This is a genomic window from Nesterenkonia xinjiangensis, assembly GCF_013410745.1.
GTDB classification, from domain to species: Bacteria; Actinomycetota; Actinomycetes; order Actinomycetales; family Micrococcaceae; genus Nesterenkonia; species Nesterenkonia xinjiangensis.
In genome coordinates this window covers 1824195-1841501 of the sequence record NZ_JACCFY010000001.1, presented here as the reverse complement: position 1 = coordinate 1841501, position 17307 = coordinate 1824195, and the positions used below count along the sequence as shown (strand labels likewise).

The window sequence follows — 17307 nt, the reverse complement described above, 5'->3', positions numbered from 1 at the left end:
CCGATCACAGGAGGCCCCGAGTGAACCCGAGCACCCCCGAGCACCTACCCGGCAACCCCTTCGACGACAACGTGAAGGCCCTCCGCAAGAACGTCGGCCTGATCGACCTCGACCTGGACCCGGTAGAGCTCCCCGCCCTGATGCAAGCCGAGGCCGCGATGGCCCTCGCCTATGAGCAGCGCACCGCGAACCTCATCGCCATATGGCAGCACCTCGACCCCGGCGCGACCGCCAATCGCCTGTACCGCGAGATTCAGCAGCGCAGCCGCACCGACGCCACACAGGAGGCCCCCTGATGACCGCCACGACCGTCTACACCACCAGCAGCGCCAGCGGTGACCCCGAGGAGCCCCTGCCCTCCGAGACCCCCAGGGACGACTTGGAGGCCGCCCAGCACGGCGGACGACGACGAGACGGGCGGAATACTGTTCCGGTCACCGACTCGCTGGACGAGGATGAGGTGAGTACTACTCACGTCACCGACTCGCTTGGACGAGAGCAGTCGACCTACATCATCAGCGAGTCCGGCCTCGTGCTCGACGCCGAGCAGAACGCCGCCGCCAAGGACTACGGCCGCGAGCTCACCCACCGACTCCACAAGGCCCAGACCACCATCTACGGGCTACGACGCGAGGCCCGCCGCTACCGACTCAAGGCACGCGCCGCCCAGGACGAGCTGCAGCAAGCCCGAGCAACCATCGCCCACCTTCGCGGCATTGCCGACGTGATCACAGAACACGAACCATCCTGACAAGGAGGACCAGACCATGACAGACGACGTTCTCGGAGACCAGGCCATCGACGGGCTGACCACAATGCAGACGCTGCGCCTCGGCGAGCTCGTCCTCGAGTCGATCAACGAACGACTCGACAACGGGGAACCGGTGGCCTCCATCGCCTATGCCCGACAGGGCGACCTCATCGAGGTCTACGCCCGCGACACCATCGAGGCCGAACTCGACGCCGGCGGGACACTGATGTGCGAAGCACGCGTCAATCTCAGCAACGCGAAGGATGCAAATACCTGATGAATCGTAGTATCATTGCAGATAGAGGACAGTGCCCCGCAAGCTCTGGCGACGTTCGCAGCGTCCCTCAGATGAAGGCCCCTCGCCGGGGCCATGACCGAGAGTCCGACCCCTCGCCGGGGTTGTCGACCTCCGTCACGTCGATCCAGCGCACTGAATCCGTGCGCTCATCAACCGTCTGAAGGAGACGCATCATCATGCCTACTGCAATTGAACTCCGCCAGCAGCGCGCCGCCATCCTCGAAGGACTGAAGGGCACCATGAAGACCGCCGAGCGCGCCAGCCGTGACCTCACCCCCTCCGAGGCCGCGCAGTACCAGGAGGACGCCAAGCGCTTCGACAAGCTCACTGAGCAGATCGAGCGCGCCGAAATCCTCGAAGCCCGAGACCTGGCGACCGCCAAGCCAATCCCCCACCCCGAAAGCCCCGACGGGATCACCTTCGGCGGCCCCGGCAGCGGGCAGCGCGACACCGACATGTGGCTGCCGACGCTGCGGGAATACCGACACATGCGGGCCACCTCCACCGCCTCCGCTGAGGCCCTGATCCCCGACCACCAGGCAGATACCTGGTACGACCGGATTCGAGCCCGCTCCGTGGTGCTGCAGTCCGGCCCCACCATCTTCCCGATGGAGGGCGCCACCCTCGACATCCCGAAGCTGACCGGCTCCGTCTCGGTCGCCACCGTGGCCGAGGGCGAATCCATCCCGACCTCGGACCCCAGCACCGAGAGCATCCGGCTTGAGCCCTCCAAGCTCGCAGCCCTGGCCTACGTCAACGCTGAGGCCCTGGACGACTCCGCTCCCGAGGTCCGCAGTGTGGTGCAGACCGACATGGAACGCACCTTCGTCGGGGAACTCGACCGCCAGTTGCTCGTCGGAGACGGCAGCGGCTCCAACATGACCGGCATCCGCAACTTCGCCGACGTCAACGAGCTCGACCCCTTCGGCGGCACAGACGGTGGCGCGCCCACCCTCGACGAGCTGGCTGACATGCTCGGCGAAGCAGAAACCGCCCTGGAGCTCGACACCGGCAACAGCGAGGAAATCGGCTCCCTGGTGTGGTTCATGCACCCCAGCATCTGGAACCAGATCCGGACGCTGAAGGATGGGGACCAGCGCTACCAGCTCTCGCCATCGCCGGGGATGGATGCCCGCAAGCAGCTCTTCGGAATCCGGGTCCGCACCTCCTCCCGGCTAGCAACCGACGAGACCACTGGCGGCAGCAGTGACACCTCTCCGGTGATCCTCTCCGACATGTCCCGCATCGCAGTCGGCGAGCGGAAGAAGCTCGAAGTGAAGTTCTCTGAGGACTACCTCTTCGACTCTGACCAGGTCGCCGCCCGAGTGATCGCCCGGTACGGCATCGAGCCCCTGGAGCCTAAGGCCGTCACCATCCGGCCCGGCGCACGCAGCGAGGCCTGATCACCCTGAGCGCGCACACGGGCCGGGCTCCAGCATCAAGCTGGGGTCCGGCCCGCAGTGTCTCTGGAACCTCCGCCGTTCGCATTAATCTGCCCAGAAATCTGGCCCGATCCCTGGAATCACGGGGCATCCGATGCGCTGACAGCATCACTCGGCGACCACGGAGACAGGGGCGGGTCATAACTCTGAGGACCAAGGGGGCGGCAACAGCGGGGGTTTAGCGGCCTCTCCCCTGAGCGACCCTAAGGGGGGTCGCGCATGCGTGCGCGTGATAGCCGATTCTCTCCCCCGGCGTCAAGACTTATTGAGAACGAAGTGAAGGCGCTGAGGCGACTCCAGAAAGCAGAGCCTCATCCGCCCCGGGCCATAGGCACTTTAGTACCGGTAGAAACTCTCCGCCCTAATATCGACGGGCTGTTCCTTCGGAGGGCCGGTCCACTCCACCGAGAAACCCTGACGACGAAGTTCCTCGGCAGCTTTCTGGGGATGATCAAGAACTGCCGCAGCCGTTTGTGTTTCCCTGAAGATCCCTCGCCCCTCTTCGATGCTGCCTCTCCAACCTGGCTTACACTCAACGTTGAAGTCCGTGATGAGCATCTGAAGAACATCCTCCAGAGTTGGCCTGAATCGATGGCCGCCCACTGGGATGTGAATCTTTCGCGTGGACTCCGGATCATCAGCCGCCCCGGCCGGATCGACCATTTCACGAACGACGGGGTGCTGTGACGAGACATTGTAGTGAGCGACTGGAACGCTCCGGCTGTGGGGACGACGAAGATAGTCCATGTGAAAGACCGGATGCCCGCCGTCGGGGCCACGTAGCTTGAATGTTGACTTGTGGATCCCAAGAAATGACTTGGAGCTGTTCCAGACGCAATGAAAGCTCACATCCAAGAGCGCAAACTGAGCATCGCTGAGACTCCTGCGCAGCCGAAACGCCTCGGTCCCAGTCGACACGACGACCAGCCGCTCGTGGTGTTCCTCGGCGCGAAACTGTGGGAGATCTCCAACAAGGACTCCTGCGACAAGGTAGTTCAGACGCTCTGCGAAAGAGTGCGCCTCCTCCCAGAGAGAGGCGGGCTCGCCACCTTCAGTCATCCAGCTCAAGAAGGAAGCGAATGTTCTCAAGACGGCTGAGGGCTTGCCACTGCTCCTCTGTCGCAAGCGTCCAGGCGTCACCTCGACGAATCAACTCTTCCTCCGACATGCCGATTCGCGCCAGTAGCTCAGTGCGTTCCGCGTGAAGCTGCTCGTCGGTCACGCGGTCAATGAGACCTGCAGACATAACTCCGGCTCCTCTCCTGAACCCGTTGAGAGAGTATCCCATGCGCCTGAGCCTCTCCCCCAGAGCCGACACTCTGTGACTTCATTTTTTTCGTCACGAGTGCGCGCCATGACCTCACGATATGAATCCGACGAGCTGACGCCTCTGGATGCAGTCACTATCCAGGGGCCTCGGTGGTCATCGTAGCGGCGAGGGGTGACAAGTCCGAGACGGCCTCTCAGTACGCAGTCAGTACGCAGGAAACTCGGCCGACGCTCGATTCAGCCGGATCCAGCCAACACCCTCAACAGGCCTGACCTGGGATGATACTCGAACGGGCACATCAGCCGCACAGGCTCATCGGACTTTTAATCCGCTGGTCGCGGGTTCGAGCCCCGCAGGGCCCACCATTGAAACCCCTGGTCAGATCGATTCTGGCCGGGGGTTTTCCTCGTTCGCCAGAGCCGCAGGTCGCACGGGCCAGCCCCCCCGGGCGGGCCAGACCTGATCTCACCTTTCCGTTCAGCAGACACGATGGTCTCAGAGTATGAGCAGGCCTTCAGCTGGTGGGCGATACACGAGAGGATCAGGCCATGAGCCAGTCGGGACGAAGGCCCTCACAGGATGTCGACTACTCCCCGTGGAAAGCCGGAGCCGAGCTGAGCTCCGGGCAGCGGGCCGCTCAGGAGGAGCACCTGCGCCTTCTCGAAGAGACCGGAGCGCGGTTCGGAGACTCATGTTTCGTCTCCGAGATGGCCTGCGTCGACGTGGACAGCCTGGACATGGGGGACCACAGCTACATTGCGGCCGGAGCCTACGTGACCGGTGACGTGACGTTCGGGCGGCACTGCTCGGTGAACGTGTACACCGTCGTCAGAGGAGACGTCCGCGCCGGCGACGGCGTCAGGATCGGCGCACACACCTCAATCTTGGGTTTCAACCACTCGATGAGCGACCCGGACATCGAGATCTTCCGTCAGCCGCTGACGAGCCAGGGCATCACCATCGGCGATGACGTATGGATCGGTTCCAACGCCGTCCTGCTCGACGGCATCACGGTAGGTTCCAAGTCTGTCATCGGCGCAGGATCTGTCGTGACGAAGGACGTCCCCTCCGGCGCCGTGGTCGGAGGCAATCCCGCCAGAGTGATCAGGTATCGAACCCGGCCCGGCCCCCTTGCCCATGGCACAAGCCTGGCTTCCCGGCTGGAGCGCTTCGCGGACGACGCGCGACGCAGCGCCCGGCCCCTCCTGGAGTCTCATTGGTCGCCTGAGCTCGGTCTCTTCACCAGCCACCCCTCTGGAGCTCCGACTACACGGGCTCAGGGAGATGCGATCGAGATCGCGGATCTACTCCTCGGGGACTCGCCCCCACAGCTGCCACGCGAGGAACTCGTCGAGCAGCTCCGATCATTGCAGGACTCCTCCACAGGCATGATCTGTGCCTTGTCTGCAGATGGCGCCCCCGTCGCACCACCTCATGAGGACGCCGACGCTCAGACGGCTTATCACGTACTCTCCACCGGCTACGCGCTGGACCTCCTCGGCAGTGCATTCGCTCACCCGATCACCATGGTGTCCAGGCAAGGTCCCGCAGACGTGGTGAACTCCTTGGAACGCCTGCCATGGACGTCGGAGGTATGGGGCGCTGGCGACAGGACAGACATCCTGGCCACTGCGATCCATTGGAACAGCGCACGCAGCCCTCACACGTCAGAAGGACAGATCGAGACAGTGATCGGCTGGCTGATGCGTCACGTCGATCCTGTGACAGGCATGTGGGGGTCTCCGCGGGCTGGCGACGGACTTCTCCAGATCGTCAACGGCTACTACCGCACGACCCGAGGAACTTTCGCGCAGTTCGGTGTCCCTGTCCCCCACCCTGAGCGAGTCATCGACACCGTCCTGCGCCATGCCGAGGATCCCCGGTGGTTCAGACCGGACCGGCGAACAGCATGCAACGTGCTCGACGTCGCCCACCCCCTGTGGCTGGCCTCCCAGTACACGGGCCATCGTGAGTCAGACATCACCGAGCTGGCGCAGGCCTGGTTGCCCGACACTCTCGGGCAGTGGATCGAAGGAGACGGCTCATCCCAGGCCTCGGGCGCTTCAGGGTTCAGTTTTCGTGCGCCCCACCCCCGAACGGTCGGCACACAAGACACGTCAGTCAGTCTCCAGGGCACAGAGATGTGGCTCGCCATCGTCTGGTTCTTGGCTGACCTGGCTGGAGTCTCAGCGAGCCTCGACTACCGACCTCGCGGGGTCCACCGTCCCGAGCCGGCGTCGCAGCCGCAGCCATCCCAGCAGGTCGGCTGAACCGTCACGTTCATGGGTCCCTGCAACATGCCTGTGACGTCCTGGCCTCTATCATCGAGGCACACACCCGTTGGCGGATGACCGACGCTTGGAAGGACACTCCCCTGATCATGATCAGCAATGGCGCTGACCACCCCGCACCCCAGAACTCTCAGGACTCCGGTCCTCACGCCACCTCCGGCACTGAGGCCCTCGCCCCGGCACCCTGGTCGGCTGCACTGGAACGCGATCCAGGGATGCCTGCGAGCACCTGGCGGCTGCGCAGCGACGCGTGGGAGTACCTCCGGTTCGCGGTCAAACGCCTGGCGCTGGGCAGCGACGCCGTGGAGGTCCTGGCGTCCGACAGTGAGATCCACCGCTCGCTGCGTGCGCTGGAGACCATCGAGATGTACTGGGCCGGCTTCGGGCAGCGCTACGTGCGAGACATCGGAGATCTGCTCGAGGCCGGCGACTACCGGACCGCCCTGGACCGCATCGGCCGGGTGGTCCACCGGCTGCGCGGCGACACCGTCCCCGATGAGCCGCGCGACGAGCACCTCGAGGAGCAGGAGCGCACGGAGCTCTCGGCCGACTCTGACCCACGTCCGCGGTTCGAGGTGCTGGTGATCGACGAGACCACCGCGGCCGACCGGGACACGATGCGGGCCGACGGTCTGCGCCTGCGCGCACCGGCCGACGCGTTCATCTACGAGTTCGTGGTCGTCCCCTCGGCAGACGACGCGGTCGCCGCAGTGCTCACGAACCCGAACATCCTCGCCTGTGTGGTGCGCCCGGGCTTCAGTGACCACACACACCAGCCGCTCAGCCGGGACCTGCGCGAGTCCATCCACCTCGCGCGCGCCCAGGTGGCGGAGGCGTCGGCGTCGGCGCGCAGCTCGCTCGCCTCAGTGCAGCGGGTGCTGGGGCTGGCCGACACGCTGGCCGCGATCCGCCCCGAGCTGGACCTCTACCTCATGGCCGGTGCCCACATCGAGGACCTCGCCGGCGCCCTCACCCGTCGATTCCGTCGCGTCTTCTGGCGTGAGGATCAGCTCGAGCTGCACCTCTCCCTGCTGCGCCGGGTCTCCCACCTCTATGACACACCGTTCTTCACGGCCATCCAGGGTCACGCGCGGCGCCCGGTGGGCGTGTTCCACGCACTGCCGGTAGCTCGCGGCGGATCAGTAGTGTCCTCGAAGTGGATCAGGGACCTCGTCGACTTCTACGGCCTCAACCTCCTGCTCGCCGAGACGAGCGCCACCTCGGGTGGCCTCGACTCGCTGCTCGCACCCACCGGGACCATCAAGAAGGCCCAGGACCTCGCGGCCCGCGCATTCGGCGCCAAGCACACGTTCTTCGTGACGAACGGCACCTCCACGGCGAACAAGATCGTGCACCAGGCTCTCGTCGCACCCGACGACGTCGTGATGGTCGACCGCAACTGCCACAAGTCGCACCACCACGCCGTCATGCTCACCGGCGCGCGGCCGGCCTACCTCGAGGCGTATCCGCTCAATGACTTCGCGTTCTACGGGGCCGTACCGCTGGACCGCATCAAACAGATGCTGCTCGACTACCGAGCCGCCGGCCGGCTCGACGAGGTGCGCATGGTGACCCTCACCAACTGCACCTTCGACGGCATCGTCTACGACCCGGAGCGGGTCATGGCCGAGTGCCTCGCGATCAAGCCCGACCTCGTGTTCCTCTGGGACGAGGCGTGGTTCGCCTTCGCCGCCTTCCACCCCGTGACGCGGCGCCGCACCGCGATGGCGGCCGCGAAGAACCTCGAGCAGCGATTGAAGACTCCCGCGCATGCCGCCGCACACCACGCCCAGCAGGAGCGGCTGCGCGACGCCGATGGAAACCCTGCCCCCGACGCGGTGTGGCTCGAGGAGCGGCTGATCCCGAGCCCCGACGCCCGCATCCGCGTCTACGCCACCCACTCCACCCACAAGACGCTCACCGCGCTGCGGCAGGGATCGATGATCCACGTCTACGATCAGGAGTGGAGGAGAGAGGCCGAGGAGCCCTTCCACGAGGCGTACATGACGCACACCTCCACCTCGCCCAACTACCAGATCCTGTCCTCCCTCGACATCGGACGCCGCCAGGTCGAGCTCGAAGGCTTCGAACTCGTGCAGCGCCAGCTCGACCTGGCGGCCAGCCTCGCCCAGGCCATCGCCCGCCACCCGCTGCTGCGCCGCACCTTCCGCGTGCTCACCGCACACGACCTCATCCCTGCTGATCACCGTGGCGTGGGGCGGCCGATGCCGCTGCGCCACGGCCTGGCCACCATGTGGAAGGCCTGGGCGCAGGACGAGTTCGTCGTGGACCCCAGCCGGATCACCATCGAGATCAGCCGCACCGGCGTGGACGGCGACACCTTCAAGCATGAACACCTCATGGACCGCTATGGCATCCAGGTGAACAAGACCAGCGGCAACACGGTGCTCTTCATGACCAACATCGGCACCTCCCGCAGCGCCATCGCCTACCTCATCGAGGTGCTGGTCAAGCTGGCCGAACGCTTCGAGGACGAGCAGTCGCAGCGCCATCCCGAGGACCGCCTCCCCCTCGAGGCGCCCATGCCTCCGCTGCCCGATTTCAGCGCCTTCTCGCCCGGCTATGCCACCGATGACGTGCTCCCCGACGGCGACATGCGCACCGCGTTCTTCCACGGTCAGCAGCGGAAGAACATCGAACATGTCCTCCCTGAGGAGCTCCGCGCGCGCGTCGCCGCCGGTGAGCAGCCCGTCTCCGCCGGCTTCGTCACCCCCTACCCGCCCGGCTTCCCCGTGCTGGTGCCCGGGCAGGTCATCACCTCAGGGGTGCTCGACTTCATGGCCGTGCTCAGCACCCGCGAGATCCACGGCTACGACCCTCGCCGGGGGTACAGGATCTTCACCGAGACCAGATCTTGACGAGGCTGGCAGAAGCGGTGCGTTCCGGCGCAGCGAGTCGGAAGCCCAATCACGGAAACTTCGGTGCACGGCCGGTGCTCTCACGCCAGATCAGCCGAGTCACCGGCACGTCGGCCTGCTCAGCTTCCTCACCGCGCAACAACGCGATCAGACGAAGCATCGCCGCTCTGCCCTGAGCCCGACGGTCCACGGCCACAGTGGACAGGCTGGGGCTCATGAACCGTCCCATCTCGCGGTCCTCCCACCCGACGATGCTGACGTCACCCGGCACACGGAGACCGCGCTCAGCAAGCGCTCGGACCGCACCGGTGGCCACTACATCATTGGCCGCGATGATCGCGGTGAAATCAATCTCCTGACGCTGAGCGACAGCGTCGTATCCTGACTGAGCGCTCCAGTCGCCGACGATCACGCCCGCACTCTCAAGTCCCTCGATGTCGGCCGCGTGTTCAGCGATGGTGGCGAGAAAGGTCTCGCGGCGGGCGCGAGCCGAGACGAAGTCCTGCGGCCCTGCGACATGGAGAAAGCGTCGATGGCCCATCTCGGCGAGGCCCGAGATCGCATCCGCGACTGGGGTCGCGTCAGCCAGCTGTCCGACCCCACGGAGCTTGTCGTCGAACTGGTCGAACACCACGAAGGCGCCGCTGCCGTACCCGGCAGGGACACCTCCGTCCGGAGAATCGCCGAGGAACAACACACCCTCGCTGCGACCGGACGCAAGCAGCTCGGCAGCGCGCTGGGCACGCACCGTGGATGGACCGGCGACCACGGCCACCTCCATGTGATATCCAGCCTCCCCTGCGACTTCGGCCGCGGCTGCAAGGGTGGACGTGGGAAATCCGGTGACGGAGCCCGGAAGGATCGCCGTGACGACACTGGACCGGCCCGTACGCAGAGTCTGGGCGGCGAAGTCCGGGCGATACCCGAGGGCATCGACGGCCTCACGAAGGCGCTCGATTGTTGCGGGCTTCATTCCGGGGTCGCCATGCAGAAATCGCGACACCGTCTGGTGCGAGACACCAGCGCGCTTGGCGACCTGGTGGAGCGTGGGGCGGCGCTGCGCACTGGTCGCACGGTACGTCTGTGGGTGGGGATCCTGCCGGGCCATGGCGCCTCCTGACTGCTCTCTTGCTGACCGTAGCGGATAGGAGACCTGTGTGGGACACCGATAGGAATCCGACCAAACTATTGACACAGCTCCATCCACGCTCGTAGTGTGCGTGTCATCACATTTCGTGAACGTTCACTTTCTCTTGGATCTCCACTTTAGGAAGTCTAAGCCACAAAAAGTGAACGTTCACGAATCGCCGTGACAGGTTCGAGCGGACAACGACGGCGTGGTCCCCACAGGCCGCCGACGGACGGAGCGACGACGGCCTTCATCGCTGGCCAGCGGAGCTCATGCGCAACGCACAGTCTGCCGTGGTGAGCGCCTCCGATACACCGTGGCGCACAGCTCGGACACCACTGCCTCTGTCCTCCGACCCTCATGATTCACCAGAAAAACCACGGCCCCATGGACCTCGCTGGCGGCAGCGGCACCCGACAACCACTCATCCACAGAGGAGAAACACGTGCTCAAAGTCGCGATCATCGGCTCCGGAAGCATCTCTGCACTGCACATTCAGGCGTATCAGGACTTCCCGGAGCGCTGCGAGATCATCGCCTTCGTCGATGTCTCGACGGACAACGCCCGAACTCGTCGAGATGAGTTCGGACTGTTCGATGCGAGGGTCTACACGACGGTCGAGGAGATGCTCGGGGCCGGCGAGTCGGTGGACGTCGCCAGCATCTGCACGCCGCCCTCGACGCATGAGCCGCTCTCAGTGGCCTGCCTGCAGGCCGGGGTGAATGTCCTGTGCGAGAAGCCCATGGCCCCTTCTCTGGATGCCTGCGATCGGATCCTCGCCGCGGAGCAGTCCAGCGACGCAGTCTTCGCCTCAGTGGCACAGAACCGCTATCGGGACGACGTCGCACAACTGCGCTCCGTCCTGGACTCCGGACTCCTCGGCGACGTGACCCGCGTCGTCGTGGACTCCTCCTGGTGGCGCGGCCTGCCCTACTACGACCTGTGGTGGCGCGGGACATGGGAGACGGAGGGCGGAGGTTGCACCCTCAACCACGCCGTGCACCACATCGACCTGCTCCTGTGGCTGCTCGGACGGCCCGAATCCGTCACCGCAGTCCTGGCCAACGTCGCTCACGAGAACGCGGAGATTGAGGACCTCTCCGTCGCGGTCTTCCAGTACCGGCGGGCCCTTGCGACGGTGACGAGCTCCGTCGTCGACCATGGTGAACGTGCTGGCATCACCGTCCAGGGTCGAGATGCCAGCTACAGCCTCTCCGGCGAAGCCATCGCCGAAGTCACCCAGCCCCATGGATTCGGCGAAGACGGCGGTGATCCCCACCGTGTCGCGGAGGTCGACGCCGTCCGCGATGCGGTGCCTCCGCTTGCCCACACCCTCCACCGAGGGCAGATCGACGACTTCCTCACGGCTGTCGAGACCGGCACTCGCCCAGCCGTCGACGGTCATGACGGCCGCCTCACGATCGAGGTGATCACCGCGATCTATGCCGCAGGCATCGAACGCCGCGCCATTGACCTCCCTCTCGCTGCGGAGGACCCCTTCGCGAAGGACGGCGCGCTCCTTGAACGAGCACCTCGCTTCTACACGAAGAGCGCCTCCATCCGTGCCTTCAACACCACTCCCCAGGCTGTGGCCGCGTCATGAGCCATACGACCGTCGAGCACACCCCGGAGGACAAACCGCAACCCGTAGTCGCCGAGGACGAATTCATCATCGCCGCCGTCGGGCTCGACCACGCGCACATCTACGGCATGTGCTCGGGCCTGATCGACGCCGGCGCAACCCTCAAATGGGTCTATGACACCGACGAGGGCCGCGCCGACGACTTCCGCCGGACGTTCCCGCAGGCCCAGGTGGCGCGCTCCGAAGACGAAGTGCTGAACGACCCGGCGGTGCACCTGGTGGCGAGCGCCGCAGTCACCTCGGAACGTTGCGCGATCGGCCTGCGCGCCATGGAGGCCGGCAAAGACTACTTTGCCGACAAGGCGCCCCTGACCACGCTGGACCAGCTCGGCCAGGCACGTGCCGCCGTCGAACGGACAGGACGCAAGTACGCGGTCTACTACTCGGAACGCATTCACGTGGAGGCTGCCGTCTTTGCGGAGCAGCTCGTCGAACGAGGGGCCATCGGCCGGGTCCTGCAGGTCACGTGCTTCGGCCCACACCGCCTCAACCCCGCCAACCGGCCCGACTGGTTCTGGGACAAGGAGAAGTACGGCGGAATTCTGACCGACATCGGAAGCCACAACGTGGACCAGGTCCTCCACTACACGAGGTCCACGGACGCCGACGTGGCACACAGCAGCATCGCCAACTACGCCAACCCGGAGCACCCGGGGCTGGACGACTTCGGAGAAGCGAACCTCGTCACGAACACCGGAGCCACCGGCTACATCCGCTGTGACTGGTTCACCCCCGGCGGACTCCAGTCCTGGGGAGACGGGCGCACGTTCATCCTCGGCACCGAGGGCTTCATCGAGCTGCGCAAGTACATGAATCTCGGCACGGACGAGGGCCCCGGGCACCTCTACCTGGCCAATGCAGGAGGCGAACGACATTTCCAGGTCACAGGGCAGGTCGGCTTCCCCTACTTCGCGCGTCTCATCCTCGACTGCCTCCAGCGCACCGAGAACGCCATGACGCAGCATCACGCCTTCAGATCCATCGAGCTCGCCATCACCGCGCAGGGCACCGCCGTGGATCTCACACCCCGTGAAGGAGGTGCCCCAGCCTGACACTCGCCTTGACCACACAGACTTCGGAACCGCCATCACGTCGCAGGAGGAACACCCATCATGAGCAACACACGCAGCTCCTCACAACCACCAGCAGCACTCGCCGCCGCCACAGTGCTGGCCCTGACCCTCACCGCATGTGGCGGCGACGCCTCACCTGAGGAAGGTGGGGACGTCGAGCTCCGGTTCGCCTTCTGGGGAACCGCCGATCGCGCAGACCGCTTCCAAGAGGCGATCGATATCTTCGAGGACGAGAACCCAGGCATCGACGTGAGACCTGAGGTCAACGACTGGGACGGTTATTGGGACCGCCTGGCGACGGTGGTGGCCGGTGGCGACATACCAGACATCATGATGCAGGAAGACCGATACATCGGCGAATATGCCAGTCGCGGCGTCCTCGCAGACCTGTCCGGGAGCGTCCCCACAGACGACGTCGACGCCCACCTACTGAGCAGCGGCGAGATCGACGGCGCACAGTACGGCTACCCCACCGGGTCCAATGTCTTCTCCGTGGTCGCGAACCCAGACATGTTCGAAGACGCGGGCGTCCCGATGCCGGATGATTCGACGTGGACCTGGGAGGAGTACGTAGACGTCTCCAACGCGCTCTCAGACGGCTTGGACGGCCAGGCCTTCGGCACCAGCGACTATTCGTTCGCCGAGGTCGGATTCCGCGTCTATGCCCGCCAGCACGGCCAGGCGCTGTTCACAGAAGACGGGACCCTAGGGTACGAGGACGAGCTCCTCGAGGAATGGTTCCAACGCTCTCTTGACCTGCAAGAGTCCGGTGGCCAGCCATCGGCAGATCAAGGCTTGGCATTGGACCTGCTCGACTCTCCGATCGCCACGGGGGAGGCCGCGATGTCGCTGACCTGGTCCGCGCAGCTGGAGGTGCTCTCCGAAGCGACCGGAACCCACCTGACCTTGTTGCGCATTCCGGGCGAATCCGAGTTCGACCAAGCAGGTATGTACTTCAAACCCGGCATGTATCTGGCGGCAGCTGAGACGAGCGACCACCAGGCCGAAGCCGCACAGTTCATCGACTTCATGATCAATGACACTCGCGTCGGCGAGATCTTCCTCTCAGAACTCGGGCTGCCCGGGAACGCGAACGTGCGAGAGGCGGTCGTCGCTGAGCTGGACACCGTTGACCAGGTGGCAGCCGACTTTGTGACGGACCTTTCTGATGAGATCGTCGATGCCGCAGCGGTCATGCCTCAGGGGGCCAGCGCAGCGGCGGAGATCATGCAACGTGTCAATTCAGAGGTGCTCTTCGAACAGATCACCCCTGAAGAGGGGGCTGCGAAGTTCCGATCCGAGCTGGAGGCCGCACTCTCCTGACCTTGTGCCGACTCTCTACCTGGTGCGAGCACACAGTGTTGTGGACTGCCCACACACTCCGGGCTGTCTCCGCCCCGGCCGCCCTGCGTCTCAGCCTCCTGTACGCGCCCCCACCCGCTGCACGATCGCAGCGGCGAGCGCCGTCGCCGCCTCGGGCACCCTGTGCAGGTTCAGCGCCGGTTCGAACAGCTCGGCCTCCAGCAGCACGATCCCCCATTCGGCGCTGGTGACCAGATCGATCCGGGCGTAGAGCGGGGGCTCGGCCCCGGAGGCGGCGTCGATGGCGGCCATGACGGACTCCGCAAAGGCGGCCTCCGCGGCGGTGGCGGTCACCGGCTGCGGGTCCTCGGAGTATTCGCCGCCGGCCAGTCCGCCGCCGCGGGCGAGGATCGCGCCCTTGGAGATGGTGTGGGTGTGCTGGCCGTCGATGAAGTACAGCGCCTTCTCCGCACCGGCGGAGAGTTCCGGCACCTCGGGCTGGACCATGATCATCCGGCCCTCGGCGAGGATCCGCCGCCCCAGATCCGTCGCTTCCTCGCTGGACGCCCGCAGCAGCCCGGTGTGCAGGGCGCCGGCGGAGACGGTGGGCTTGAGGACCACCCAGTCGTCCCCGTGGGTGTCCAACGCGGCTCGCAGCTGTTCCTCGGTGGTCGCCCACCGGGTCGGCACGGTGCTCACGCCGTGCGCCTCCAGGTCCCGCAGGTAGACCTTGTCGAGGTTCCAGTCCACCAGCGCCGGGGTGTTCAGCACCGGCACATGCCGGTGAGCCTCGGTGAGCCAGGCCCGAAACTCCGCCTCGCGCCACGGGTAGTCCCAAGGGCTGCGCAGCACCAGCAGGTCGTAGTCGCCGTCGCCGGGGGTGTGGGCATGCCACACGACCGGGGTGGCCTTCAGCCCTGCCGCGCGCATGGCCGGCAGCAGCACCGGGGTGTCCGGATCCTCAGCCCCGGGCAGGTATTCGTCGGTCACGACGACGCCGACATGTGCGGTCACGCTCCACCTCCGCTGATCCTCGGGAAGCCACGGCGGCGTGCGCCTGCCGGGCCCCTCGACGATACAACGGCAGCACGTCGGTTCCCCGGACCCCGGGGTCGCTCAGCCGTCCATCTCCGCCCGCCAGGCGTTCCAGCCCCAGCACAGGCAGAAGGGATGCCCGGCCGGATCGGCGTAGACCTGGAACCCGGTCTCCGCGTCGAGATCCTCGGCGGACTGCAGCAGCTCCGCTCCCAGGGCCATGACCCGCTCATGCTCGGCCCGGATGTCCTCTACGTAGAGGTCCAGGTGGATCTGCTGCGGCCGCCCGTCGGGCCATTGTGGGCGCACATGGTCCGGCGCATGCTGGACCGCGAGCGGGAACGTACCGTCGACCTCCACCTCGTACCAGTCGGGGTCAGGGCGCCGCACGGTCCCGCCGTGGACGCCTGCCCAGAAGGAGGCGACCGCCTCGACGTCGGCCGCATCCAGCACCACGATCTGCTGTATGAAACTCATGGGGGCATGATGCCACGTCCGCACGCACCGAGCCGTGGGCTCCCGGCCGGAGCGTGGTGCTCAGCGCTGATTGATGCGCAGCAGGTTGCCGGCCGGGTCCCGGAACGCGCAGTCGCGCACCCCATCGTCCTGGTCGATGGGCTCTTGGACGACGTCGGCTCCGGCGGTGGACATGGACTCGAAGGGCCCGTCGAGGTCATCGGTGGCCACGGTCAGCGCGGTGAAGCTGCCTTTGCTCATCAGCGAGAGGATGGCCTCCCGCTCCTCATCGGTGATGCCGGGGTCCACAGCGGGCGGGTGCAGCAGGCTTCTCGGTTCCTGACGGGTCGGCGACGTGGCCGGCTGATCTGCTTCGCCACACAGGCAGGCACTCCGCGCAGAGACTCGGCGGCCCGCCGTCGGTACTCGCTGGGCGGCATTCCCACCAGCTCGGTGAAGCGCGTGGAGAACGTTCCCAGGGAGGAGAACCCCACCTCGAAGCAGGCGTCAGTGACGCTGCGATCCCCACGGCGCAGCAGCGTCATGGCTCGCTCCACCCGGCGGGTCATCAGGTACGAGTACGGGGATTCCCCGTAGGCGAGGCGGAACTGCCGGCTCAGGTGCCCAGCCGAGAGGTGCACCCCACGGGCCAGGCTCTCGACGTCGAGGGGCTGGGCGTACTCGCGATCGGTCCTGTCCCGGACCTGGCGCATCAGCACCAAGGTGGCGCGGCGGCCGGTCACGAGGGGACCGGGGAGATCCGGGCGCGCAGCAGGCAGAACTCGTTGCCCTCCGGGTCCTGCAGGACGTGCCAGGGTTCCTCACCGGACTGGCCGACGTCGGCCGGGCGGGCTCCTATCGCCAGCAGCCGCTCCAGTTCGGCGGCCTGGTCCCGGTCGGTGGCGTTGAGGTCGATGTGCAGCCGCGGCCGGGCCTGCTCCGGCGCCGCATAGGGGCTCAGGATGAGAGTGGGCTGGGCGCCGCCGAATCCGTCGCGAGCACCGATCTCGATGCTGCCGTCACCCTCGCGGTCCAGGACCACGAAATCCAGCACCTCGCACCAGAACTGCGCGAGCGCCTCCGGGTCGCGGGACTGAAGCACCAGCTCTCCGATACGACATGCCACGGGCCGCACCTGCCTTCTCCTGTCAGGGCCCGGAGCTGCCGGGCCGATCTCCCAGCATCCTGCCACGCAGAACGTCCCCAGGGAACAGGCCGCCTCCCCTGCTGATCCGCGCCCGAACCCCGGTATTCTGACGCTGCGGGCCACGGTGCTGCAGACCACGGTGCCGCCCGCCCCTGACCCCTCACGGCACCCGCAGAAGGTGATCCCGGTGGCGCCCACCGTCGACGACGTCCGCAGCCTGGCCTCGACGCTCCCCGACGTCGTCGAGGGCACCTACCGCGGCCACCCCAAGTGGTCCGTGCTGAACGCGGCCTTCGCCTGGGAGCGGCCGTTCACCCAGGCCGACATCCGGCGGTTCGGCGACGAGACGCCGCCCTCGGGCCCCATTCTGGCCGTCCGCGTGGAGGACCTCGACGAGAAGGACGCCGTCCTCGCCTCGGGGGTTCCGGGCCTGTTCAGCACCCCGCATTTCGACGGCCACCCCTCCGTGCTGATCCAGCTGGAGACGATCGATCCTGACGACCTGCGTGTGGCGCTCGAGGATGCCTGGTTCGCCTGCGCGCCCGCGGACCTCGCCGAGGAGTTCCAGACCCGGCGTCGCGATCCCGGCTGA

16 protein-coding genes and 2 pseudogenes are annotated in these 17307 nt (G+C 66.2%); 10 read left to right on the top strand and 8 right to left on the bottom strand.

Features of this window, described 5'->3' with window-relative positions; all coding sequences use genetic code 11:
- The first annotated feature begins 20 nt into the window (after positions 1-20).
- From HNR09_RS08380 to HNR09_RS08365, 4 genes are all read left to right on the top strand, one after another.
- Complete coding sequence (locus HNR09_RS08380; RefSeq protein ID WP_179541620.1) at positions 21-296, top strand: hypothetical protein; 276 nt, start codon at positions 21-23, stop codon at positions 294-296.
- Positions 296-751: a BRO-N domain-containing protein gene (locus tag HNR09_RS08375; protein ID WP_179541619.1), complete on the top strand. Its 456-nt coding sequence runs from the start codon at positions 296-298 to the stop codon at positions 749-751. Before HNR09_RS08380 ends, HNR09_RS08375 begins: the two co-directional genes overlap by 1 nt.
- 16 nt (positions 752-767) lie before the next feature.
- Positions 768-1028, top strand: a complete 261-nt coding sequence (locus tag HNR09_RS08370; protein WP_179541618.1) for a hypothetical protein — start codon at positions 768-770, stop codon at positions 1026-1028.
- 197 nt (positions 1029-1225) lie between these two features.
- Positions 1226-2452, top strand: coding sequence for a phage major capsid protein (locus HNR09_RS08365; protein ID WP_179541617.1), 1227 nt, complete (start codon positions 1226-1228; stop codon positions 2450-2452).
- A 375-nt stretch (positions 2453-2827) separates the two neighbouring features.
- Here HNR09_RS08365 and HNR09_RS08360 read toward each other — a convergent pair whose 3' ends face one another.
- Positions 2828-3559, bottom strand: a complete 732-nt coding sequence (locus tag HNR09_RS08360; RefSeq protein ID WP_179541616.1) for a hypothetical protein — start codon at positions 3557-3559, stop codon at positions 2828-2830.
- On the bottom strand, positions 3543-3737 hold the full coding sequence (locus HNR09_RS08355; protein WP_179541615.1) for a hypothetical protein: 195 nt from the start codon (positions 3735-3737) through the stop codon (positions 3543-3545). Before HNR09_RS08355 ends, HNR09_RS08360 begins: the two co-directional genes overlap by 17 nt.
- A 983-nt stretch (positions 3738-4720) precedes the next feature.
- Here HNR09_RS08355 and HNR09_RS16580 point away from each other — a divergent pair.
- Both HNR09_RS16580 and HNR09_RS08345 read left to right on the top strand, forming a co-directional pair.
- Positions 4721-4876, top strand: a pseudogene (locus tag HNR09_RS16580) (DapH/DapD/GlmU-related protein); the annotation flags it as partial.
- 1391 nt (positions 4877-6267) lie between these two features.
- Entirely contained in the window at positions 6268-8931 is a 2664-nt protein-coding gene (locus tag HNR09_RS08345; RefSeq protein WP_246348763.1) for an aminotransferase class I/II-fold pyridoxal phosphate-dependent enzyme, read from the top strand.
- Positions 8932-8980: 49 nt separating this feature from the next.
- On the opposite strand, the gene HNR09_RS08340 is transcribed toward HNR09_RS08345, so the two are convergent.
- Positions 8981-10039, bottom strand: a complete 1059-nt coding sequence (locus tag HNR09_RS08340; RefSeq protein WP_179541613.1) for a LacI family DNA-binding transcriptional regulator — start codon at positions 10037-10039, stop codon at positions 8981-8983.
- A gap of 466 nt (positions 10040-10505) precedes the next feature.
- On the opposite strand from HNR09_RS08340, the gene HNR09_RS08335 reads away from it, so the two are divergent.
- The 3 genes from HNR09_RS08335 to HNR09_RS08325 are packed head-to-tail and all read left to right on the top strand — an operon-like array spanning position 10506 to position 14098.
- Positions 10506-11663, top strand: coding sequence for a Gfo/Idh/MocA family oxidoreductase (locus HNR09_RS08335; protein ID WP_179541612.1), 1158 nt, complete (start codon positions 10506-10508; stop codon positions 11661-11663).
- A complete protein-coding gene (locus tag HNR09_RS08330) occupies positions 11660-12754 on the top strand; it encodes a Gfo/Idh/MocA family protein (RefSeq protein WP_179541611.1) in 1095 nt (364 codons plus the stop codon). The genes HNR09_RS08335 and HNR09_RS08330 overlap by 4 nt, the downstream gene beginning before the upstream one ends.
- 60 nt (positions 12755-12814) lie before the next feature.
- The gene (locus HNR09_RS08325; protein ID WP_179541610.1) at positions 12815-14098 is read left to right on the top strand and encodes an ABC transporter substrate-binding protein; all 1284 of its coding nucleotides are present in this window, start codon (positions 12815-12817) and stop codon (positions 14096-14098) included.
- A gap of 90 nt (positions 14099-14188) precedes the next feature.
- Here the strand turns inward: HNR09_RS08325 and HNR09_RS08320 are convergent, their stop codons facing one another.
- The 5 genes and pseudogenes from HNR09_RS08320 to HNR09_RS08300 form a co-directional block, all read right to left on the bottom strand.
- Positions 14189-15091 carry an ATP-grasp domain-containing protein gene (locus HNR09_RS08320; protein WP_179541609.1) on the bottom strand — a complete coding sequence of 301 codons (903 nt, stop codon included), beginning with the start codon at positions 15089-15091 and terminating at the stop codon, positions 14189-14191.
- Positions 15092-15193: 102 nt separating this feature from the next.
- Positions 15194-15589, bottom strand: coding sequence for a VOC family protein (locus tag HNR09_RS08315; RefSeq protein WP_179541608.1), 396 nt, complete (start codon positions 15587-15589; stop codon positions 15194-15196).
- Between the two features lie 60 nt (positions 15590-15649).
- A pseudogene (locus tag HNR09_RS08310) lies at positions 15650-15898 on the bottom strand (VOC family protein); the annotation flags it as partial.
- Positions 15829-16281: a helix-turn-helix transcriptional regulator gene (locus HNR09_RS08305; protein ID WP_179543104.1), complete on the bottom strand. Its 453-nt coding sequence runs from the start codon at positions 16279-16281 to the stop codon at positions 15829-15831. The gene HNR09_RS08305 and the pseudogene HNR09_RS08310, both read right to left, overlap by 70 nt.
- A 26-nt stretch (positions 16282-16307) precedes the next feature.
- The gene (locus HNR09_RS08300) at positions 16308-16694 is read right to left on the bottom strand and encodes a VOC family protein (protein WP_179541607.1); all 387 of its coding nucleotides are present in this window, start codon (positions 16692-16694) and stop codon (positions 16308-16310) included.
- A gap of 145 nt (positions 16695-16839) precedes the next feature.
- On the opposite strand from HNR09_RS08300, the gene HNR09_RS08295 reads away from it, so the two are divergent.
- The gene (locus HNR09_RS08295) at positions 16840-17307 is read left to right on the top strand and encodes an MmcQ/YjbR family DNA-binding protein (RefSeq protein ID WP_343047490.1); all 468 of its coding nucleotides are present in this window, start codon (positions 16840-16842) and stop codon (positions 17305-17307) included.